Source organism: Delftia deserti (genome assembly GCF_042653485.1).
GTDB classification, from domain to species: domain Bacteria; phylum Pseudomonadota; class Gammaproteobacteria; order Burkholderiales; family Burkholderiaceae_C; genus Comamonas; species Comamonas acidovorans.
Genome location: NZ_JBHSIH010000001.1, coordinates 5,961,007 through 5,982,213, shown reverse-complemented (window position 1 = coordinate 5,982,213; position 21,207 = coordinate 5,961,007). Strand labels below are relative to the sequence as shown.

Sequence of the window (21,207 nt, the reverse complement as noted above, 5' to 3'; positions counted from 1 at the left end):
GCCGGCGCCCGCTGCTTCCTCCCTCCTTTCGTTCAGCGCCTGTTCAATCTAGTCCGGCTGTATGCCCAGCTCCTTTACCAGCCGCCCGAAGCGCTCGAAATCGCCGGCATTGGTCTTGCCCAGGCGCTGGGGCGGGCCGCCCACAGGGACGGTTCCCAGCGTGGCCATGCGCGCCACCACGTCGGGCATCCTGAGGATCTCGTTGAGGTGGGTGTTCAGCAGCCTGACCACCTCGACGGGCATGTTCCGGGGGCCGAACAGGCCGTACCAGGCGGTCAGCTCCACGTCCTTGTAGCCCAGCTCGGCCAGCGTGGGCACGTCGGGCGCCAGCGGTGAGCGCTGGGCGTCGGCCACGGCCAGCGCCACCAGCTTGCCGCCGGGCAGGTAGGGAGCGATGGAGCCCAGCGTGCTGTAGGTGAAGGGCACATGGCCGCCCACCACATCGGTGACGGCCGGCGCCACGCCCTTGTAGGGAATGGCCTCGAAGCGGGCGCCCGTGGCGCGCCGGACCATCTCGCCGAGGAAGTGCATGGGCGAGCCATTGCCCGGCGTGGCATAGCCCAGCGAGCGGCCTTGGCTGGAGGAGATGGCCTCCTTGAAGCTGCGCACGCCTGCACCGGGCCCGGCGACGAGGAACAGCGAAGTGGAGCCGACCTCGATCACGGGCGTGAAGCCATTGAGCACGTCGTAGCCGTGGCCCGCGCCCAGCTTGAGCACCAGTTGGGCCATGGCAAAGGTATTGGGCGCCAGCAGCAGCGTGTAGCCATCGGCCGGCGCCTTGGCCACGAAACTGCTGCCTATGGTGCCGCTGGCGCCCGCGCGGTTGTCCACGAGCACGGACTGGCCGATGCGGGCCGACAGCTTCTCGCCCAGCAGCCGCGCCAGCGCGTCGGTATCGCCGCCAGCGGGGTAGGCCACGACGATGGTGACGGGCTTGTGGGGATAGGCCTGCGCCTGGGCAGGACCGGCCAGCAGGGCCATGGCCAGGGCCATGCCTAGAGCAAGCGTTTTGCGTTTCGCTTTCATGGGTTGGGCTTTCATCGTGGGTTTTGTCATTTTCAGCAAAGGCCGGGGCCGGGCTCAAGCCTGGCGTATCGCCACACGGTGCATCCGCCGCGCTGCGGGGTGGTAGTCATTGACCGCGTAGTGCTGCGTGGCCAGGTTGTCCCAGATGGCCACCGAGCCCTTGCGCCAGCGAAAGCGCACCTGCCATTCAGGCACCTTGGCCAGCCCGCTGAGCATGGCGATCAGGGCCGCGCTCTCGTCGCTGGTCACGCCTTCTATGTGCGTGGTGTAGAGCGAGTTCACAAAGGCCACGGGCAACCCGGTGACCGGGTGCTCCAGGACCACGGGCTGCTCCAGCGGCGGATGCTTGAGGCGGGTGGCGCGATAGGCCTCGCCAGACGGATCTCGGCGCATCAGGCTTTGCCTGAGCGCTGGCGCCTCCCAGTTGTGGGTGGCGCGCAGCTTGCGCAGATAGGCCTGCAGCTCGGGCGCCAGCGAGGCAAAGGCCGTGGTCATGCTGGCCCACATGGTGTCGCCGCCTGTGGGCGGCACGTCCACGGCGTAGAGGCAGGCACCGGCGGGCGGCCTGGTCTGCCAGGTCAGGTCGGCATGCCAGATGTCGGTGCCGGTGCGCGTGCCCTGGCTGATCAGCAGCTCGACATGGGGATCGTCCGGGTGCGAGGGAAAGGTGGAGGACACGGGCTCGACCTTGCCGAACACCTGGGCCACGCGCACCTGCTGCGCAGGGTCCAGCGTCTGGTCGCGGAAGAAGATGACCTGGCGCTCGGCCAGCAGCCGGCGCAGCGCGTCCGCATGGTCATGCACCTGCGCCGGGTCCGAGAGATCGATGCCGTAGATCTCCGATCCTATGCACGGGGTGATGTGTTCGACTTGCATGAAATTCCTTTTCTCGAAAAAAGCGGGTTGGGGGGTGATCAGGTGGACGCGATGTCCTGCGGCAGCGGCATGGAGCGGAACCGGCGGCCGGTGGCATGGAACAGGGCCGTGGCCACGGCAGGCGCCGTGGGGCCCAGGGCCACTTCGCCGCAGCCCTGGGGCGGCCGGTCGCTTTCGACCAGGACCACCTCCACGCGGGGCATTTCGGACAGTTGCAGCAGCGGGTAGTCGTGGAAATTGCTTTGCTGCACCACGCCCTTGTCAAAGCCCAGCCGGCTCTTGAAGGTGTTGGTCAGCGCAAAGCCGATGCCGCCTTCCACATTGGCCTTGACCAGTCCCGGGTTGACCACGCGGCCCGCGTCGATGGCGCAGATGGCGCGCTCCAGCCGCACGCGGCCTTCCACAACACGCAATTCCATGACCAGCGCGACAAAGGTCTGGAAGCTCTCGCCCCGCCCCGTGTAGACGTTGAAGGTCATGGCGCGGTGCAGGCCTGCCGGTGCGGGCTGCTCCCAGCGCGCGGCCTTGGCCGCCGCATCCAGCACGCCCAGCGCCAGCGGCTGGCCGGCCAGCAGGCGGCGCCGGTACTGGTAGTCGTCCACGCCTGCGGTGTGGGCCAGCTCGCTGATGAAGCTCTCCAGGAAGAACACGCTGGACGTGGTGCCCACGCTGCGCAGATAGCTCAGCGGTATGGGCTGCTGCACGTCCACGGCATCCACCAGCAGGTTGGGCACGCCGTAGATCAGGTCGTAGATGGACTCGACCATGGTCTCGTCCCAGCCGCCTGCATCGGCCATCTTCTTGGGGTTGATGGCCCCGTACAGCGACTGGCCCGAGATGCGCGCATGCAGCGCGGCCGGCATGCCGTCGGCGCCCAGCACGGCACTCAGCCGCCCCGAGGCACCGGGCCGGTAGTAGGAATGCCGTATGTCGTCCTCGCGCGAGCGGATGACCTTGACGGGCCGGCCCACGGCCTTGGATGCCGCTGCCGCATGCAAGGCGAAGTCGGGCATGTACTTGCGCCCGAAGCTGCCTCCGAGGAAGGTGGTGTGCACGATGACCTTGTCCGCAGGCACGCCGCAGGCCTTGCCGAGTTCGCCACGCAGGAAGTCCTGGCCCTGGTAGGGCCCCCAGGTCTCGACCTCGCCGTCGCGCACATGGACAGTGGCGGCCAGCGGCTCCATGGTGGCGTGCGTGATGTAGGGCGAGTGGTAGTCGGCCGTGATCGGCTTGCCCGCCGCCAGCATTTCGCGCGGCTTGCCCAGGCTGCGGGCAACGACGGCCTTGTCGCTGGCCAGGCCTGCGACGAACTGCGCATGGATGCGCTCGCTGTGCACGCCGGCCGCCGCGCCGGCGTCGAATTCGATGTCCAGCGCGTCGGCGGCCTGCTTGGCGATCCAGTATGAATCGGCCACCACGACCACGGTGCAGGGCTCGGGGTCGGGCCACTGCGTGGTGCGCACGACGGCATGCACGCCGGGGCGCGCGCGCACCTCTGCCTCGTTGCGGATGCGCACGATGCGCCCCGTCACGCTGGGCGCCATGCGCACGGCGCCGATCAGCATGCCGGGCACCTCGACATCGATGCCGAAGACCGCACTGCCATCGACCTTGGCCGGGGTGTCCACCCGCCGCAGGTTGCGGCCGATCAGGCCCTGCTCGGAAGCCGACTTCATGCGCGGGCGCGCGGCGATGGACAGCCTGGAGGCCTCGGCCACGATCTCGCCGTAGCCCACGCTGCGGCCCGTCGCGGAGTGCAGCACGCGGCCGGCGCGCGTGCTGCACTGGGATGGCCGCACGCCCAGCCGGGCCGCGCCGGCACGCAGCAGCACATCACGGGCCTGGGCACCGGCCAGGCGCATGCGCTCGTAGAAATAGTTCATCGACATCGACGCGCCCACGAACTGCTGGAACGGCATCTCGCCCGCATCGTTGCGATAGGCGTCGCGCCCCGTGACGAAGCGCACGGTCACGCTGGCCCAGTCGGCATCGAGCTCGTCGGCCAGCACCTGGGGCAGACCCGTGTAGATGCCCTGGCCCACCTCGCACTGCGACACGCCGATCACCACCTGGCCCGAAGGCTCGATCCAGAGCCAGTCGCCGATGGAAGAGGCCGTTGCTGCCGCTGCACCGGCCCCCGCTGGCGCGGCCTGCGCCAGCGGAACCAGCAGGCTGCCGGCAGCAGGGGCCACCAGCAGCGCGGCAGCGCCCTGGAGCAGATGCCTGCGCCGCAGCGAGATGGCAGAGCCGGCCGTGCGGCCCCGTTCATTGCTTGGACGCTGCGGCATGGATGGCCTCCCGGATGCGGTGGTAGGTGGCGCAGCGGCACAGATTGGTCATGGCCTCGTCGATCTGCGCATCGGTGGGCTGTGGATGGGTCTTGAGCAGCGCGGCAGCGGCCATGACCATGCCGGACTGGCAGTAGCCGCACTGCGGCACGTCCTTGTCCATCCAGGCCTTCTGGATGGGATGGGAACGGTTGCTGGACAGCCCTTCGATGGTCGTGACCGCCTTGCCGCCCACCGTCGAGACGGGCAGCACGCAGGAGCGCATCGGCTCGCCATCGACATGGACCGTGCAGGCCCCGCACATGCTGATGCCGCAGCCGAACTTGGTGCCGGGCAGCTTGAAGTGATCGCGCAGCACCCACAGCAACGGGGTCTGCCCGTCGCCGTCAAAGGCCACGCTTCGGGAATTGAGGGTGAATTTCATCGTGGGGTCTCCAATGCGCCCGCGTTGCCGGGGCTGCATGTCTCATGCCTCTCAGAACGAGTGGTGTATGCCTGCCGCAATCACGGTCTGCGTGCGCCCGCTGGCAACGCCCACGGAATTCATCGCCGCCACGCCATCCGAGGCGCGCTGGTGCGTGACCGAGGCATGCAGCTGCGTGCGTTTGGAGAAGGAGTAGCGCGCGCCCAGGTGGACCTGGTTCCACTTCGTCTGCTCGAAGCGGCTGAAGGAGTAGCCCGTGTTGATGGTCACGGCCTGGCTGGTCTGCCAGGCCAGGCCCAGGTCGAGCGCACTCATGTTGCTGGAGGCCCCGCCGTACTTGAGCGTGGAGCGCGTCAGCAGCGCGTTGAGCCGGACCGGAAGCGCATCGAGCTGATAGCCGCCGCCGATGCCCAGCACCTGGAAGGTATCGAGCACCAGGGGCCGGCCCGCCACCAGGTCCTGGCCCAGCGCGTTCGCCATGCCCGTGCGCCCGGCGATATCGAAGGCACGTCCACGCGCATCGGTATAGGCCACGGCCAGATTGAGCTTGGCACTGGAATAGCTGCCCATGACGCTGTAGGTGCGGTTGGCCTGCGAGCGGCCCGGCACCTCGCCAAAGCCGTACTGCGCGCCGAACTGCATGCCGCCCATGCCGGGCGTCAGGTAGACCACGGAGTTGTCCACCGGAAACTGGCTGGACAGGCCGTCCAGGTTGCCGGGGTGGTAGAGATAGAAGTTGTAGAGCTGGTAGCCGTTGCCCCACTGGCTCAGCGTGCCGGCCGTGAAATCGACCTGGCGACCCAGCCGCACCGAGCCCATCGACGCGCTGTCCAGACCCACCCAGGAAGCCCGGTTGAAGTAGCTGGTCGGCGAGATCGGCGAGCCGATGTCCGTGAGGAATCCGTTCTCCAGCTGGAACGAGGCCTTCATGCCACCGCCCAGATCCTCCGATCCGCGCAGACCCCAGAGGTCAGGCTGGGAAATGGCCGAATCCATGCGCGTCAGCCGGCTCCCGCGCACATCGCTGATCCAGGGCATGGTCAAGTCCATGCTGCCGTACAGCGTCACCGAACTCTGGGCCAGCGCCGCTCCCGCGCCGCCCAGCATCGCCAATGCGGCAATTGCTTTGTATTTCATCGCAAGGCTCTTTCATCGTGAGATGGGTAAAAAAATTCCATAAGTGGCAATTTTGAACACCACGCCACGGAAGATGCCTGGCAAGGCGCGAACTAATTTCCACTTATGGAAATATTAGCTGCGCCGACCGAATCCTGGTTCTGGGGTTTTCATCTACCGCGTTGGAGGTAGGTCTCGGGACGTGGAAACAAGGGACGGGCATTGCACCCGCCCCGCACCAGGCGCTCAGCGCCCCAGTGCCTGGTCCACGCCCTTGTTGGCCAGGGCGTCTGCCCGCTCGTTGCCAGGGTCGCCTGCATGGCCCTTGACCCAGCGCCAGTCGATGCGGTGGCCGCCGCCCTGGACCAGGGCGTCCAGCCGCTGCCACAGCTCGACGTTCTTGACCGGCTCCTTGGAGGCCGTCTTCCAGCCCTTGGCCTTCCAGCCATGGATCCATTCGGTGATGCCCTTGAGCACGTACTGGCTGTCGATGTAGAGCACCACATCGCAGGGCCGCCTGAGCGCGGACAGCGCCTCGATCACGGCCATCATCTCCATGCGGTTGTTGGTGGTGTTCAGCTCGCCGCCGAACAGCTCTTTCCTGGCGCTGCCGGCCTCCAGCACCACGCCCCAGCCGCCGGGACCCGGATTGCCCTTGCAGGCGCCGTCCGTGTAGATAACAACTTGATTCAAAAAATTTCCTTGGGTTGAATGGCCCGGCCTTCAGGCCGGTTGGAATGCGGATCGCTGCCCTGCACCGCCTGCGCCGGCATGCGGTGGGCCACAGGCACGGAGGCGCCCGACACGGCTGCGCGGCCACGCCAGGCAGGCTCCAGCATGCGTGCACCCGGCACGCGCTTGACGGCCACCACGCAGTACACGCCGCCCAGCATGGGCCAGCCCAGCCGCCCCACGCGGTCCATGAACTGCCAGCGCCGCAGCCAGCGATCCGTCTGCACGGCAGGACGATAGCAGCCGAACTGCACGGCCTCGATCTCGAAGGCCAGCAATCGCAGCCAGTCGCGCAGCCGCCAGTAGCCCACGCCCCAGCCCACATCGGGCAGATACACGCCGCGCTCGGCACGGCGCTGCACGCCCAGCAGACTGGCGGGGTTGAGCCCGCACACGACGATACGGCCCTCGGGCATCAGCACCCTGGCCGCCTCGCGCAACACGGCATGCGGGTCCGGCGAGGTCTCCAGCGTATGGGGCATCACGACCAGGTCGAGGCTGGCCTCGGGAAATGGCAGCGCGGCCGGATCGGCCAGCAGCGCCACGGGAACCTCCAGCGGCGGCACGCCCTCGGCTGGCACCGCATCCTGCAAGGAATCCAGGGCCAGCCAGCGGTGCGGCATGCGATTGGCGCGCAGCCCCTGGAGCATGGGCATGCCCAACTGCAGGCTGTGATAGCCGAAAATATCGGCCACCGCCTCGTCGCAGCGCTGCTGCTCCCATTCCAGCAGGTAGTGGCCGAGGGCAGATTGCGTCCAGTGATGCGTCCCTATAATTTTGCTGCTCATGAACCTGTTGCCCATCCCCGCTTTTTCCGACAACTACATCTGGCTGCTGTACGACGCAGGGCAGGCCCTGGTCGTCGATCCCGGCGATGCAGCGCCCGTGCTGGCCAGCCTGCGCCAGCTGGACTTGCAGTTGCAGGGCATTTTAGTCACCCACCACCATGCCGATCATGTCGGCGGCGTGGCGCAGCTGCGCCAGGCCACGGGCGCCCAGGTCTGGGGCCCCGCCTACGAGCAGTTGCCCGAACCCGTGCAGCGCGTGCAGGGTGGCGATACCGTGCAGGCCCTGGGCGGCCCCTGGCAGGTCATTGACGTGCCCGGCCATACCAGCGGCCACATCGCCTTCTACAGCACGGCGGCGCAGGCGCAGCCCGTGCTGTTCTGCGGCGATACGCTGTTTTCAGGGGGATGCGGGCGCCTGTTCGAAGGCACGCCGCAGCAGATGCAGCAATCGCTGGACGATCTGGCCGCGCTGCCGGACAACACCCTGGTCTGCTGCGCACATGAGTACACAATGTCCAACCTGCGCTTTGCGCAGGCCGTGGAACCAAACAACCAGGCCCTGGCTCACTACCAGAGGCATTGTCAGGCGTTGCGCGAGGCCGGCCGGCCCACGCTGCCTTCCCTGATGGAGACCGAGCGCTCCGTCAATCCCTTTCTTAGAACGCGCGAATCCGCAGTGGCCGCCGCCGCCGCAGGCTTCGACGCACAGGTAAGACAGCAGGACCCCGCCAGCGTGCTGGCCGGCCTGCGCCAATGGAAAAACGTCTTCTGATGAAACTGCTACACACCCTGCTGCTGGGCAGCCTGCTGGTTCTTGCGGGCTGCGCCACCACCAGCAGCCCGGACCTGGCCAGCACGGCCCCCGCCCCCAGCACCGCACCACACTCCCCGATGTACCCCAACGGACCGCTGAGCCCGCTGGGCACAGGCAGCGCCGGCAACGGCGGCGTGGCCTCGCTGGAGACCACGGGCGATCTGTGGGTACGTATTCGCCAGGGCTTCGCCATGCCCGATCTGGACCAGGATCTGGTCAAGGACCGCGAGCAGTGGTATGCCAGCCGGCCCGACTACATACAGCGCATGACCGAGCGCTCCAGCAAGTACCTGTTCCACATCGTCGAGGAGCTGGAGCGGCGCAACATGCCCACCGAGCTGGCGCTGCTGCCCTACATCGAGAGCGCCTTCAACCCGCAGGCCGTCTCCACCGCCAAGGCGGCCGGCATGTGGCAGTTCATGCCGGCCACCGGCACCTATTTCGACCTCAAGCAGAACGCATTCCGCGATGACCGCCGCGATGTGCTGGCCTCCACGCGTGCCGCGCTGGACTACCTGCAAAAGCTCCATGACATGTTCGGCGACTGGCACCTGGCCCTGGCCGCCTACAACTGGGGCGAAGGCAGCGTGGGCCGCGCCATCAAGCGCAACGAGAAGCTGGGCCTGCCCACGGGCTATACCGACCTGCAGATGCCGGCCGAGACCCGCATGTACGTGCCCAAGCTGCAGGCCGTCAAGAACATCGTGGCCAACCCCGATGCGTTCAACACCGAGCTGCCGCTGATCGAGAACCACCCCTACTTCCAGACCGTCACCATCACCCGCGACATCGACGTGGAACTGGTGGCCAAGCTGGCCGACGTGTCGACCGATGACTTCAAGGCGCTCAATCCCAGCTTCCGCAAGCCGGTGATCTTTGCGGCCGGCACGCCGGAGATCCTGCTGCCCTGGGACAACGCCAAGGTTTTCCGCCGCAACATGCAGGCCTTCGACGAAGGCCAGTACGCGAGCTGGACCGTGTGGACCGTGCCCTCCACCATCAGCGTGGCCGAGGCGGCCCAGCGCGTGGGCCTGGGCGAGTCCGACCTGCGCGCCCTCAACAACATCCCCCCGCGCATGCTGATCAAGGCCGGCTCCGCGCTCATGGTGCCGCGCGGCGCCAACGTGCGAGCCGACGTGGCAGGGCACGTGGCCGACAACGGCCAGATCAGCTTTGCCCCCGAGATCGTCACGCGCCGCACCACCATCAAGGCACGCAAGCGCGACACGCTGATCAGCGTGGCCAACCGCTACGGCGTCAGCGCGTCCAATCTGGCGGACTGGAATGACCTGAAATCCTCCGCCACCCTGCATGCCGGCCAATCACTGGTGGCCTACCTGCCGGTGCGCGCCAGCGGCGGCGGCAATGCCAGGGCAGCCAAGCCCACCGGGGCCGCGCGCAAGGTAGCCGTGCAGCCGCAAAACCGCAACGCCAAGGTGTCGGTCACCACGGCGCCGCGTGGCGGCAAGCCATCCAAGGTGAAAAAGCGCTGAAGGCGCTGAAGGCGCGGAAGGAGCTAAAGGCACCGTCACTGCCCCACTCCAAAGAGCCCGCTTTCGCGGGCTCTTTTGCGTGCGGCCCGGGGGCTCAGGTATGGAAACGCTGGCGGGACTGCCGCACGAATTCGTTGGTGAACGAGCGCTCCAGGTCGATACCGCTGCGCGCCAGCGCAGGGTTGAGACGGACCAGGGCACGCAGGGCCGTGGCAGGCCCGTCATCGGGCATCAGGCCATCCGGCGAGATGGTGGTGCGCATGTGCTCGAAGGCCGACAGATAGGCGCGCCGCGAGCCCAGCAGATAGGGTGCAGGCACGGCCCTGAGCACATCCATGGGCGCGGCGGTCTGCAGCCACTTGAGTGATCGGACCATGGCATTGCTCAGCGCCTGGGCCTTGGCCGGGTTCTTGCGCAAAAAGGCCTGGGTCGCGTACAGCGTGCCCGAGGGCATGGATCCGCCGTACAGCTGCGCGCTGCTGCGCAGGTCACGCAGGTCTCTGACGATGCGCACGGCACCCTTGTCCTCCAGCACGCTCATCAGCGGGTCCGCATGGCACAGCGCATGCACGCGCCCGGTGCGCAGCGCCTCCATGGCGTCGGGCCCCGAGCCCACACCCACCAGTTGCACCAGATCGGCCTCCAGCCCTTCGCCCAGCAACATCAGTTGCACGGCCCGGGCCGTGGATGCACCCAGCGAGGACACGCCCACGCGCCGCCCGCGCAGATCGGCCAGCGCCTGGTAGCGCGGCATCCAGCGCGAGGACACGCCCAGCGCAATCTGCGGCGCACGCCCCTGCACCACAAAGGCACGCAGCAGACTGCCGCGCTGCTGGGCGACAAGCGTGTGTTCATAGGCACCCGCGCACACATCGGCGGCGCCCGATTCCAGCGCCTGCAGCGACTGCGACCCGCCCGGATAGTCATCGATGCGCACGGTCAGGCCCTCGGCCTCGAAGTACCCCAGTTGCTGGGCAATCACCAGCGGCAGGTAATACAGCAGGCCCTGACCGCCCACGGAAATCGTCACCAGCTCGGCCGAACCGAGGGAAGGGAACGACCAAAGGGAACCCAGCCCCATGAGGCTCAGCAAGGTTCGGCGATCAAGCACGTGGGAAGACATGATGGTTATTTTGCTGCAGTGCAACACGATCATGCCCAGAGCCCGCATGCACAGCATCGGTGCTTGCCCGTATGTGAAACACCGTAGGCCTCAGGGCCGTCCTGCGCATGATGGACACGCGCCCGGCCCTCACGCAGGCCTCAGCGGTAGCCTGCGAAAAACAGCAGCAGATTCACCACCAGCGCCAGCGCCCAGGCCAGACTGCGCAGCGTGGCACGGTCCGTCACATAGAAGGCGATGTAGGCAATGCGCAACACAACAAAGGCCACGGCCAGGCCATCGACACGCGCGGACGGTGCGCCCAATTGCCAGGCAACCAGCAGGGCGCCAATAAAGAAAGGCAGGCACTCGAAGCTATTGGCCTGCGCCGCGTTGGCCCGTGCCTGGTAGCCCGTCTGCTGCGCCAGCCAGGCCCGGGGTTCGTGGTTGTCGAAACCGCGCTGCCCCGGCCGGTGCTTCATGCCGGGCGCCTTGGCGATGTAGGCGCAGGCCAGCGGCAGCAGGGCCGCCACCAGCAGGCACCAATGCGCTATGGAGAAACCGCCGGGCGGCAGGATGACGGAGGTCGGCATACAGGCTCCTGATGAAAAGACAAGAAACGCCAGCCGCCTCGGCCACTACCGGCGGTCCACCAGCGCATGGGCGATCGTACCCAGGTCCACGTATTCGAGTTCGCTGCCTATGGGCACGCCGCGCGCCAGCCGCGTCACATGGATGCCGCGCGCCTTCAGGGCCTCGCTGATCGCATGGGCCGTGGCCTCGCCTTCGGCCGTGAAGCTGGTGGCCAGGATCACCTCCTGCACCTTGCCGTCGCCGGCACGCTCCAGCAGGGATGACAGGTTCAGATCGCGCGGACCTATGCCGTCGAGTGGCGACAGCCGCCCCATCAGCACGTAGTAATAGCCATGGTAGGCACCCGTGCGCTCCATGGCCGCCATATCGGCGGGCGCCTCCACCACGCACAGCCGGGCCGCGTCACGCCCTTCATCCTGGCAGATGGAGCAGATGCGGCCTTCGGTGAAGGTATGGCAGCGCTCGCAGTGGGTGACCGACTCCACGGCCGTGGTCAGGGCACGGGCCAGCTGCCGCGCGCCGTCCTGGTCGCGCTGCAGCAGGTGGAAGGCCATGCGCTGCGCCGACTTGATGCCCACACCCGGGAGCCTGCGCAAGGCCTCGATCAGGCCATCGAGCGATTGCACGTCCGACATGGCAGCTTCCTTTCAATGGAGAAGGTTCTCAGAAAAAAAGCGATCTGCAGGGGCAGATCGCTCGATGGCCACTCCACACGAGTGGGCAGCTGGAGAAGCCGGCATGGCCTCTCCAGGCTGTTCGGCACAACCGCTGGGGCCTGCCTCAGAACGGGAACTTCATGCCGCCCGGCAGGCCGGGCATGCCGGCCGTGAGCTTGCCCATCTTCTCGTTGGAAGTCTCTTCGGCCTTGCGCACGGCGGCGTTGAAGGCGGCAGCCACCAGGTCTTCCAGCATGTCCTTGTCTTCGGCCAGCAGGCTGGGGTCGATGGTGATGCGCTTGACGTCGTGCTTGCAGGTCATGACCACCTTCACGAGGCCCGCGCCCGATTCACCTTCCACCTCGATGTTGCCCAGTTCATCCTGGGCCTTCTTGAGGTTGTCCTGCATGGCCTGGGCTTGCTTCATCAGGCCGGCCAGTTGTCCTTTGTTGAACATGTGAGTTCCTTCTTCTGTAGGGTAAAAACGAAACGCTCTAGAGCGTGTCAGGGCTGAATGGATACGGGCTTGATACTGCCGGGCACGATTTTCGCGCCATGGCTGCGAATCAGGGTCTGCACCAGAGAATGATTTATCACGATGTCTTCTGCAATGCGCTGGCGCTCATGGCTGGCCACCGCATTGCGCCGCGCGGGGCTGTCTGCCACGGCGCCTTGCTCGACATGCAGTTGCCGCGCCAGGCCAGCGGCCTCCAGCGCCGCACGCAGGCGCTCGCGCGTGGCGGGCTGGGCCAGCGAGCTGCTTTCCACGCGCAGCGTCCATGCATCGCCATCGCGCGCCACCAGTTGCGACTGCAGCGCCAGCTGCCGCGCCAGCGCAGTGACGGCCTCGGCCTGCACCAGTTGCTGGACGGCAGCGTGCCAAACATCGCCGTCGGGCGTGCGCTCCACGGTCGGTGCGGGAGGCGCACCGGGGGACTGGCGGCCACGTTCGGGAGCGAAGTCCTGCACATCGATCTGAGCGTCGATCTGCGGTTCGGCCTGCCGTGCCACGGCAGCGGCAGGCGGCTCCAGGGCCAGATCTCCGTCATCGCTCCAGCGGCCTTCGTCGGCCCAGCCTTCATCGGGCATCCCGGCCCAGGCACCCTCGTCGGGCGCATCGGCATCCTGCGCCTGCGGCGCCTCATCGGCAGAAGAGTCTTCGTCTTCCTGCACATCGTCCACAGGCTCGTCCAGGGGCTCCTGGGCGACACCGGCGGCCGGCTTCACCTCTGGAGCAGCGGAAGGCCTGGCCTCCTGGACAGGCGCAAGCACAGGTTCCGGCCGGGCAACTGCCGCCACGGCCACGGGCGCCTGAACAGGCGCTGGAGCCGCAACGGCTTGCACCACGGGAGCGACCACGGCGGGCGCAGCGGTCACGGAAGATGCGGCAGGCGCGACAGGAGCAGGAGGCGCGACCGGGACGGGCATGGCCGCCTTGGCCGGCACAGCAGGAGACTCGGGCACAGCGGGCTGTGCGGGCCGCGTCTGCGCAACGGGCGCGGGAGATTCAGGCTTCGCCGTGGAGGGGGTCAGCGCTGGAGTTTTTTTTTCAGCCACGCCCGGGGCGGGCTCTGCAGATTGCGGCTTGAACGCCAGCAGCCGCAGCAGCGCCATGGTCAGCGCCGCGTACTCGTCGGGTGCCAGCCCCAGTTCGGCCCGGCCATGCAGGCAGATGCTGTAGAGCAGCTGGGTTTCGTCGCGCGGCATCAGCACCGCAAGGCGGGCGATCTCCGCGGCCTCCGGATCGCTGGCATCGGTGGCCATCTGCGGCACGGCCTGTGCCACGGCCATGCGTTGCAGCACGGCGCACATTTCCTCCAGCGTGGAGGCGGCGGACAGGCCATTGCGGCGCAGCGCTTCGGAGGTTTCCACCACCACCTGGCCATCGGCCTGGGCCAGTGCCTCGATCAGGCGGAACACATGGCTGCGGTCCACGCTGCCCAGCATCTGGCGCACCGTGGCCTCCTGCAGCTGTCCGCTGCCAAAGGCAATGGCCTGGTCGGTCAGCGACAGCGCATCGCGCATGGAGCCACGCGCGGCGCGCGACAGCAGGCGCAGGGCCTGGGGCTCGGAGGCCACGCCTTCCTGCCCCAGCACCTGGCCCAGATGCTCCAGCACGGTCTCGGGCGCCATGGGCCGCAGGTTGAACTGCAGGCAGCGGCTGAGCACGGTCACGGGAACCTTCTGCGGATCGGTGGTGGCCAGCACGAACTTCAGGTACTCGGGCGGCTCCTCCAGCGTCTTGAGCATGGCGTTGAAAGCCGTGTTCGTGAGCATGTGCACTTCGTCGATCATGAAGACCTTGAAGCGTCCCTGCACCGGCTTGTAGACAGCCTGCTCCAGCAGGCTCTGCACCTCGTCCACGCCACGGTTGGAGGCAGCGTCCAGCTCCGTGTAGTCGGGAAAGCGCCCGCTGTCGATTTCGGTACAGGCCGCACAGACGCCGCAGGGCGTTGCCGTGATGCCGCCCTGGCCATCGGCGCCCTGGCAGTTGAGCGACTTGGCCAGAATGCGCGAGACCGTGGTCTTGCCCACGCCGCGCGTGCCGGTGAACAGATAGGCATGGTGCAGGCGCTGCTGCGTCAGGGCATTGGTGAGCGCCTGAACGACATGCTCCTGCCCCACCATTTCAGAGAAATTGCGGGGGCGGTATTTGCGGGCCAGCACAAGATAAGACATCCCGCGATTCTACGGGGCTGGGCGCCCTTGCCCGAGGCGACCCGGGTTTGGCCGGCCATGTCGTCCGGGCGGCCCGGTGTTTGCCCCTATAATCGAGAGTGACGGGCCTCCTCGCATGGGGAAGCGGCCAACCGGGTCAGGTGGGGAACCAAGCAGCCCTAACCGTGAAACCAGTGCCGAGGGCAAGGCTCGTCACCTTCATTGAACAGCAGGCCCTGCGGGCGCCTGCCCCGTCCAGGCCCGCTGCGGCACCCACTCCTCCTTAACGCTCCGCGCCATCCACCTTGAGATAGCGGGCAACGCCTTGCGCGGCCTGCAGGCCGCTGGCCATGCATGCCGTCAGCAGGTAGCCGCCTGTGGGAGCCTCCCAGTCCAGCATCTCGCCGGCGCAGAAAACGCCAGGTGCGGCTGCGCACATGCCGTTGGCGTCCAGCGCCTGCAGCCGCACTCCGCCCGCCGTGCTGATGGCCTCGTCAATGGGACGGGCAGCCACCACGGTGATGGGCAGGGCCTTGATGGCATGGGCCAGCCGCACAGGGTCGGCCACACCTTCCTTGCCCAGCACCTCATGCAGCACGGCGGCCTTGATGCCGTCCAGGCCCAGGCGCCCCTTCAGATGGCTGGCCAGGCTGCGCGAGCCGCGCGGATGGCGCACTTCCACCAGCACGCGCTCGGGTGTCAACTGGGGCAGCAGGTCGAGATGGAAGGTGGCCCGCCCATCGCGCGCAATGGCTTCGCGCAACGCGGCCGAGACGGCATAGATCAGGCTGCCTTCCACGCCCGTGGTCGTGGCGATGAATTCACCCTTGCGCGAGAAAACATGGCCCTTGCCATCATCAAAGGACAGCGCCACAGACTTGAAGGGCTGGCCCGCAAAGCGCTCGGTGAAATAAGGACTCCAGCCGCGCGCAGGCTGGGGGCTGGCGCCCAGCAGCTCGGCCATGAACTCCCGGCGATCGATCTGTCCGCCCGAAGCCACGCCGTCCAGACCCACATCGAACCCGCAGTTGGAAGGCTTCAACGCAGCGACTTCAACACCACGCTGCTCCAGCAAGGGCAGCCAGGCGCCATCCGAGCCCAGGCGCGCCCAGCTGCCACCGCCCAATGCCAGCACCACGGCCCTTGCCCGCACCTGCAGCCGCCCTTCGGGTGTATCAAAGCCCAGCGCATCGCCGTCTTGCCAGCCCACCCAGCGATGGCGCGTGTGCAGCACCACGCCCTGGGTCTGCAGACGCACCAGCCAGGCTCGCAGCAAGGGGGCAGCCTTCATGTCCTTGGGAAATACACGACCCGAGCTGCCCACAAAGGTTTCCACGCCCAGCTCGCCGGCCCAGGCACGCAGTTGATCCGGGGACAGCAGTTCCAGCCAGCGCGACACCTCGGCACTGCGCTCGCCGTAGCGGGAGACAAAGGCGGGCAGGTTTTCGGAATGGGTCAGGTTGAGCCCGCCCTTGCCTGCCATGAGGAACTTGCGCCCAGCGGAGGACTTGGCCTCGAACACATGGACATCCAGCCCCTTGCCGGCCAGCCCTTCGGCCGCCATCAGGCCCGCAGGCCCCGCACCGATCACCGCCACATCGCAGTTCATCGTGCGCGCTGCCGCACCGGGTTCAAAAGCATCCATCACATCAGTTTCCATTCCATGCTCGCATTCAACTTGGCGCTGCCGGCCGGCACATATGCCTGCAGCGCGGGCGCGCAGAATACCCTGCCGCAGGCCGGTCTGCGCGCAGACGCCACTAATTCCCGGAGTCCCGGCAACCCTGTCGCCACCCCATAAACAGCTATGACAGTCATAGCATTGAGCTACCGCCCATACGGTGCAGCAGGTGATAGGTTTCTGTCACAATCTTTTTGCGGTGCGGATTTTCCTGCGCCTTCCTCATTGCGAAAAATCAAGGACTCCACCCATGGCCAGCGAACTGATCAAACATATCTCCGACGCAAGCTTTGAAGCCGACGTCTTGCAGCCTGGCACCACGGTGCTGGTCGATTACTGGGCCGAATGGTGCGGCCCCTGCAAGATGATCGCCCCCATCCTCGACGAAGCAGCGCAGACCTACAAGGAAAAGCTGTCCATCGCCAAGATGAATGTGGACGAGAACCGCGAGATCCCCGCCAAGTTCGGCATCCGCGGCATCCCCACGCTGATGCTGTTCAAGGATGGCCAGCTGGCCGCCACCAAGGTGGGCGCCCTCAACAAGGCACAGCTGTCCGCTTTCCTGGAACAGCACCTGGCCTGATTCCCCCGACGGCCCCGCACACGGGGCCGTCACAGATGCGGGCCGGCGTTGACCGCCGCTCCGCATCGCACTGGCGCACAAACGAGGCGCCAGCGCAAATTTCCCTGTGACCTTCGGATTTTTTCCTGTCATAATGCCCTTCATCACCGGCCTTATGCATTGAAGGCCGCGCTGAGACCCTCAGGCAAGCCAGCCCACTTCCACAGTGTTTCGCTTGGCTCAACGCCTTCCCCTGGTTTCTTTCCACTCCGTTCTGGAGTCACTCCATGCACCTTAATGAACTCAAGGCACTGCACGTGTCTGAAGTCCTGAAGCAGGCCGAAGCGCTTGAGATCGAAAACGTCGGTCGCATGCGCAAGCAAGAGTTGATGTTCGCCATCATCAAAAAGCGAGCCAAGGCAGGCGAACAAGTGTTCGCCGACGGCGTGCTGGAAATCCTGCCGGACGGTTTCGGCTTTCTGCGCAGCCCCGACACCAGCTATACGGCCAGCACCGACGACATCTACATCTCGCCCAGCCAGGTCCGCCGCTTCAACCTGCACACCGGCGACATGATCGAAGGTGAAGTGCGCACGCCCAAGGATGGCGAGCGCTATTTCGCACTGACCAAGCTCGACTCCGTCAACGGCGGCTCGCCCGAGCAGAACAAGCACAAGGTGCTGTTCGAGAATCTGACCCCGCTGTTCCCCACCCAGCAGCTGCGCCTGGAGCGCGAGATCAAGGGCGAGGAGAACATCACCGGCCGCATCATCGACATCATCGCCCCCATCGGCCGCGGCCAGCGCGCGCTGATCGTCGCACCGCCCAAGAGCGGCAAGACCATGATGATGCAGAGCATCGCCCATTCCATCACGGCCAACCATCCCGACGTGCACCTGATGGTGCTGCTGGTCGATGAGCGCCCCGAAGAAGTGACCGAGATGCAGCGCTCGGTCAAGGGCGAAATCATCGCCTCCACCTTCGACGAGCCCGCCACGCGCCACGTGCACGTGGCCGAGATGGTGATCGAGCGCGCCAAGCGCCTGGTCGAGCTCAAGAAGGACGTGGTCATCCTGCTGGACTCCATCACCCGCCTGGCCCGCGCCTACAACAACGTCGTGCCCTCGTCGGGCAAGGTGCTGTCGGGCGGCGTGGACTCCAACGCCCTGCAGCGTCCCAAGCGCTTCTTCGGCGCGGCACGCAATGTGGAAGAAGGCGGCTCGCTGACCATCATCGCCACGGCCCTGGTCGATACCGGCAGCCGCATGGACGAAGTGATCTTCGAAGAGTTCAAGGGCACGGGCAACAGCGAACTGGCCCTGAACCGCCGCCTCTACGAAAAGCGCGTGTTCCCCGCCATCGAACTCAACAAGAGCGGCACACGCCGCGAAGAACTGCTGCTGGCTCCCGAGATCCTGCAAAAGACCCGCATCCTGCGCCAGTTCATGTACAACATGGACGAGATCGAGGCCATGGAGCTGATGATCAAGAACATGCGGGCCACCAAGACCAACGTGGACTTCTTCGACATGATGCGCCGCGGCGGCTGATCGCAGCGATCCAGCCCACGGCCCCTACAGACGCCTCGCTCACGCGGGGCGTTTTGCATTCCAGCCGCCCGTCTCACCAAGCTGCGACAGACGTGCCCAGCGCACAGGCCGCGCGCTCCCAATGCATGGGCGCACCCGTCACCTCCACCGGCGCCCGCAGGCGCCGCGCCGCGCCCCAGGAGGTCGCCTCGATCGCCGCGCTGAAATCCTCGGCACCGTTCACCGGCGCCAGCAGGCAGGCATCCGGGTCGCCCACGCCATGCCCCGCCAGAAGATGGGCCGTGCGCGCCAACGAGGCGCGCACCGTGCTGCCGCCCTGCCCCTGCATGCGCCGCACCAGCGCCATCACCACGGCGGCAGCCATCAGATAGCCGGTGGCGTGGTCCAGCGCCTGCAGCGGCAGCGGCGTGGGTCGGTGCCGGCCCAGCCGGTGCATGCCTGCATCGGCGATGCCGGCGCTCATCTGCACCAGGCTGTCGAAGCCGCGCCGCTGCTGCCAGGGCCCGCTCCAGCCATAGGCATTGAGCGACACATCGATGAGCCAGGGATTCAGCCGACGGCGCCACGCGGCCCCGAATCCCAGCCCCGCCAGCGCACCGTCCCGGTAACCGTGGACCAGCACGTCGGCACCGGCCAGCAGTTGCTCGAACACGGCACGATCCTGCGGCGCCCGCAGGTCCAGCCGGGCACAGCGCTTGCCCAGCGTGACTTCCGGCACCGTGCCGGGCTCCTCCCAGCCCGGTGGATCGATACGCAACACCTCGGCGCCGTGGCCCGCCAGCCATCGCGTGGCAGCGGGGCCGGCCAGAATGCGCGTCAGGTCTAGCACGCGCAGCCCCTGCAGCGGCCGCTGCGCCGATGGTTGCCACGCACCAGTACTGAAACTGAAGGGCTGGCCCGGCTGCGGATGCGCCTGCCACGCCAGCAAAGGCTCCTGCTGCACGGCCTGCCCCTGCGGATGCGCAGCCCAGGCAGCCAGCCCGCGCATGGCGGCGGCACAGCCTCCCTGCGCGACAACGGCCGACTCCAACTCATGCGCCGTCCAGCGGCTCACCGCCGTCGCCACAGCCTCCCGGTCAGCCGGTGCGCCGAGCACGGCCAGCGCCGCTGCGCGGTGGTGGGGCGCATTGGTATGCAGGCGGATCCAGCCATCGGCCGTGCGGTAGTCACCGGCCACGGCGTCCCACAGCGCGGGCATCTCCCAGCCCAGTGGATACAGGCTGCTGCCAAACCACAGGGACGCGAGCCTGCGGTCCACAACCACCTGCGGCGCGGCAGCGCCGCATTGGGCCACCAACTCGGAGATGGCAAGGCCTGCCACACCCAGGCTGGCTGCCGCCAGATCGGAGACCGGGAACACCGAGGCCAAGGCGCCTTGCCCGCGCATCTCCAGACGGTGCAGCGCGCCGTGGGCACCTCCCAATGCCGCCCAGATCTGGGCGGCGCAGTGATCAAAAGCGGAAGAGGTCGGAAGACTGGACATGGAGCACTCCTGGCAACGGAAACAAGGGTTGGAACCCGCACCATAGATTTCCAGAAAATATTGTCAATATTGATTAAATAAATCAACATATCATCACACCCATGCCCGACTACCTGAACTCGACCGAAGCCACCGCACTGCTGGGCGTGAGCCGCGCCACGCTGTATGCCTATGTCAGCCGAGGACTGCTGCACGCCCACGCGGCAGACACACCGCGCCAAAGCCGCTACCTGCGCGAGGAGGTCGAGCAGCTCGCACGCCAGCGCGGCCAGGGCCGCAAGCCGCGCGAAGTGGCCCAGGCCGCGCTCAGCTGGGGCCTGCCGGTGCTGGAGTCATCGATCACATTGATAGAACAGGGTCGCCTGTACTACCGAGGCGAGGATGCCGTGGACTGGGCGCGAACCCGCACGCTGGAGGAGACGGCCGCCCTCCTCTGGCAATGCCCGACCACGGAGGCCTTCGCGGCAAACGCCGTGGAGGCCGCGCCTTTGCTGTCCGACCTTCAGCAGCGCATGGCCGGCCAACCGTGCGAAAACACATTGCTGCCCCTGTTCACCGTCGCCAGCGATGACGCGGCCACTGCCGCATGGCAGCAATCGCCAGAACGGCTGGCGGCTGGCTGCGGAGCGCTCCTGCGCCTGCTGGCGGCCTGCCTGCTGGGCACGGCGCCGGACAAGACCCCCATCCACCTGCAATGCGCCCAGGCCTGGGCGCTGGACGCACAAGGCGCCGACCTGGTGCGCATGGCCCTGGTGCTGTGCGCCGACCATGAACTCAACGCCTCCGGCTTCACGGCGCGCTGCGTGGCATCCACGGGCGCCAGCCTGCGGGCGGCCGTGGTGGGAGGCCTTGCCGCCCTGACGGGCGGGCGCCACGGCGGCACGACCGCGCGTGTCGAGGCGCTCTGGGACGAGCTGGGCGAGGCGCAGGCCCCGGCACGCCTGCGCCAGCGCCTGGCGCGCGGCGAGACCCTGCCCGGCTTCGGCCACCACCTCTACCCCGAAGGCGATGTGCGCGCCGCCCTGCTGCTGGAAATGCTGCCCAGGCATGGACCGGCGGCGGCCCTGGTGGCCGAAGCGATGGCACTCACTGGCCTTGCCCCTTCGGTCGATTTCGCATTGGTGGCCCTGCGGCGCCACCTGCAGCTGCCGCCGGGCAGCGCCTTCGGGCTGTTCGCTCTGGGCCGCTGCGCAGGCTGGCTGGCGCAGGCGCTGGAGCAGCGCGCCACCCGGCAGATCATTCGGCCGCGCGCGGCGTACACGGGCCCCAGGCCCGGCGGCTTGGCACGCAACTGAGCACTATGCGATAATGCAGGGCTTTTTCTTGCGGAAAGTACGCTTGATTTGAACCGCTACAAAGGTTGC

Annotated in this window: 19 protein-coding genes and 1 other RNA gene; 6 read left to right on the top strand and 14 right to left on the bottom strand. The window is 67.2% G+C overall.

Translation table 11 applies throughout. From position 1 onward, the window contains the following. Positions 1–48 precede the first annotated feature (48 nt). From ACFPFG_RS28270 to ACFPFG_RS28240, 7 genes are all read right to left on the bottom strand, one after another. Positions 49–1,026, bottom strand: a complete 978-nt coding sequence (locus ACFPFG_RS28270) for a Bug family tripartite tricarboxylate transporter substrate binding protein (RefSeq protein ID WP_380109247.1) — start codon at positions 1,024–1,026, stop codon at positions 49–51. 54 nt (positions 1,027–1,080) lie between these two features. Next, positions 1,081–1,902: a TauD/TfdA dioxygenase family protein gene (locus ACFPFG_RS28265; protein WP_279211074.1), complete on the bottom strand. Its 822-nt coding sequence runs from the start codon at positions 1,900–1,902 to the stop codon at positions 1,081–1,083. Positions 1,903–1,940: 38 nt separating this feature from the next. Continuing rightward, complete coding sequence (locus ACFPFG_RS28260) at positions 1,941–4,190, bottom strand: xanthine dehydrogenase family protein molybdopterin-binding subunit (RefSeq protein WP_380109245.1); 2,250 nt, start codon at positions 4,188–4,190, stop codon at positions 1,941–1,943. Then, entirely contained in the window at positions 4,168–4,614 is a 447-nt protein-coding gene (locus ACFPFG_RS28255; protein ID WP_183021523.1) for a (2Fe-2S)-binding protein, read from the bottom strand. The genes ACFPFG_RS28260 and ACFPFG_RS28255 overlap by 23 nt, the downstream gene beginning before the upstream one ends. A gap of 51 nt (positions 4,615–4,665) precedes the next feature. Next, the gene (locus tag ACFPFG_RS28250; RefSeq protein WP_197955694.1) at positions 4,666–5,751 is read right to left on the bottom strand and encodes a porin; all 1,086 of its coding nucleotides are present in this window, start codon (positions 5,749–5,751) and stop codon (positions 4,666–4,668) included. A gap of 225 nt (positions 5,752–5,976) precedes the next feature. Continuing rightward, a complete protein-coding gene (rnhA, locus tag ACFPFG_RS28245) occupies positions 5,977–6,423 on the bottom strand; it encodes a ribonuclease HI (protein ID WP_013801482.1) in 447 nt (148 codons plus the stop codon). After that, complete coding sequence (locus tag ACFPFG_RS28240; RefSeq protein WP_312376048.1) at positions 6,420–7,250, bottom strand: class I SAM-dependent methyltransferase; 831 nt, start codon at positions 7,248–7,250, stop codon at positions 6,420–6,422. Before ACFPFG_RS28240 ends, rnhA begins: the two co-directional genes overlap by 4 nt. Between ACFPFG_RS28240 and gloB the strand changes: the two genes are divergently transcribed. Both gloB and ACFPFG_RS28230 read left to right on the top strand, forming a co-directional pair. Continuing rightward, complete coding sequence (gene gloB, locus ACFPFG_RS28235) at positions 7,249–8,022, top strand: hydroxyacylglutathione hydrolase (RefSeq protein WP_380109242.1); 774 nt, start codon at positions 7,249–7,251, stop codon at positions 8,020–8,022. The genes ACFPFG_RS28240 and gloB overlap by 2 nt on opposite strands. Continuing rightward, positions 8,022–9,557: a transglycosylase SLT domain-containing protein gene (locus tag ACFPFG_RS28230; protein ID WP_197955692.1), complete on the top strand. Its 1,536-nt coding sequence runs from the start codon at positions 8,022–8,024 to the stop codon at positions 9,555–9,557. The genes gloB and ACFPFG_RS28230 overlap by 1 nt, the downstream gene beginning before the upstream one ends. 94 nt (positions 9,558–9,651) lie before the next feature. Here the strand turns inward: ACFPFG_RS28230 and ACFPFG_RS28225 are convergent, their stop codons facing one another. From ACFPFG_RS28225 to dnaX, 5 genes are all read right to left on the bottom strand, one after another. Continuing rightward, positions 9,652–10,737, bottom strand: coding sequence for an ABC transporter substrate-binding protein (locus ACFPFG_RS28225; RefSeq protein ID WP_183021527.1), 1,086 nt, complete (start codon positions 10,735–10,737; stop codon positions 9,652–9,654). Between the two features lie 83 nt (positions 10,738–10,820). Further along, a complete protein-coding gene (locus ACFPFG_RS28220; protein WP_012206699.1) occupies positions 10,821–11,252 on the bottom strand; it encodes an MAPEG family protein in 432 nt (143 codons plus the stop codon). A 45-nt stretch (positions 11,253–11,297) separates the two neighbouring features. After that, entirely contained in the window at positions 11,298–11,888 is a 591-nt protein-coding gene (gene recR, locus ACFPFG_RS28215; RefSeq protein WP_380109239.1) for a recombination mediator RecR, read from the bottom strand. Positions 11,889–12,033: 145 nt separating this feature from the next. After that, positions 12,034–12,366, bottom strand: coding sequence for a YbaB/EbfC family nucleoid-associated protein (locus tag ACFPFG_RS28210; protein ID WP_012206701.1), 333 nt, complete (start codon positions 12,364–12,366; stop codon positions 12,034–12,036). A gap of 47 nt (positions 12,367–12,413) precedes the next feature. After that, the gene (dnaX, locus tag ACFPFG_RS28205) at positions 12,414–14,588 is read right to left on the bottom strand and encodes a DNA polymerase III subunit gamma/tau (protein WP_380109236.1); all 2,175 of its coding nucleotides are present in this window, start codon (positions 14,586–14,588) and stop codon (positions 12,414–12,416) included. Between the two features lie 100 nt (positions 14,589–14,688). Between dnaX and ffs the strand changes: the two genes are divergently transcribed. Next, positions 14,689–14,785, top strand: an RNA gene (ffs, locus tag ACFPFG_RS28200) — signal recognition particle sRNA small type. 65 nt (positions 14,786–14,850) lie between these two features. Here the strand turns inward: ffs and ACFPFG_RS28195 are convergent. Beyond that, positions 14,851–16,227, bottom strand: a complete 1,377-nt coding sequence (locus ACFPFG_RS28195; protein ID WP_380109234.1) for a TIGR03862 family flavoprotein — start codon at positions 16,225–16,227, stop codon at positions 14,851–14,853. Positions 16,228–16,498: 271 nt separating this feature from the next. On the opposite strand from ACFPFG_RS28195, the gene trxA reads away from it, so the two are divergent. Next, the gene (trxA, locus tag ACFPFG_RS28190; RefSeq protein ID WP_012206704.1) at positions 16,499–16,831 is read left to right on the top strand and encodes a thioredoxin TrxA; all 333 of its coding nucleotides are present in this window, start codon (positions 16,499–16,501) and stop codon (positions 16,829–16,831) included. A gap of 266 nt (positions 16,832–17,097) precedes the next feature. Beyond that, on the top strand, positions 17,098–18,360 hold the full coding sequence (gene rho, locus ACFPFG_RS28185; RefSeq protein WP_012206705.1) for a transcription termination factor Rho: 1,263 nt from the start codon (positions 17,098–17,100) through the stop codon (positions 18,358–18,360). A gap of 73 nt (positions 18,361–18,433) precedes the next feature. Here the strand turns inward: rho and ACFPFG_RS28180 are convergent, their stop codons facing one another. After that, positions 18,434–19,843, bottom strand: coding sequence for a CoA transferase (locus tag ACFPFG_RS28180; protein WP_380109232.1), 1,410 nt, complete (start codon positions 19,841–19,843; stop codon positions 18,434–18,436). A gap of 101 nt (positions 19,844–19,944) precedes the next feature. On the opposite strand from ACFPFG_RS28180, the gene ACFPFG_RS28175 reads away from it, so the two are divergent. After that, the gene (locus ACFPFG_RS28175; RefSeq protein ID WP_380109230.1) at positions 19,945–21,138 is read left to right on the top strand and encodes a citrate/2-methylcitrate synthase; all 1,194 of its coding nucleotides are present in this window, start codon (positions 19,945–19,947) and stop codon (positions 21,136–21,138) included. Positions 21,139–21,207 lie beyond the last annotated feature (69 nt).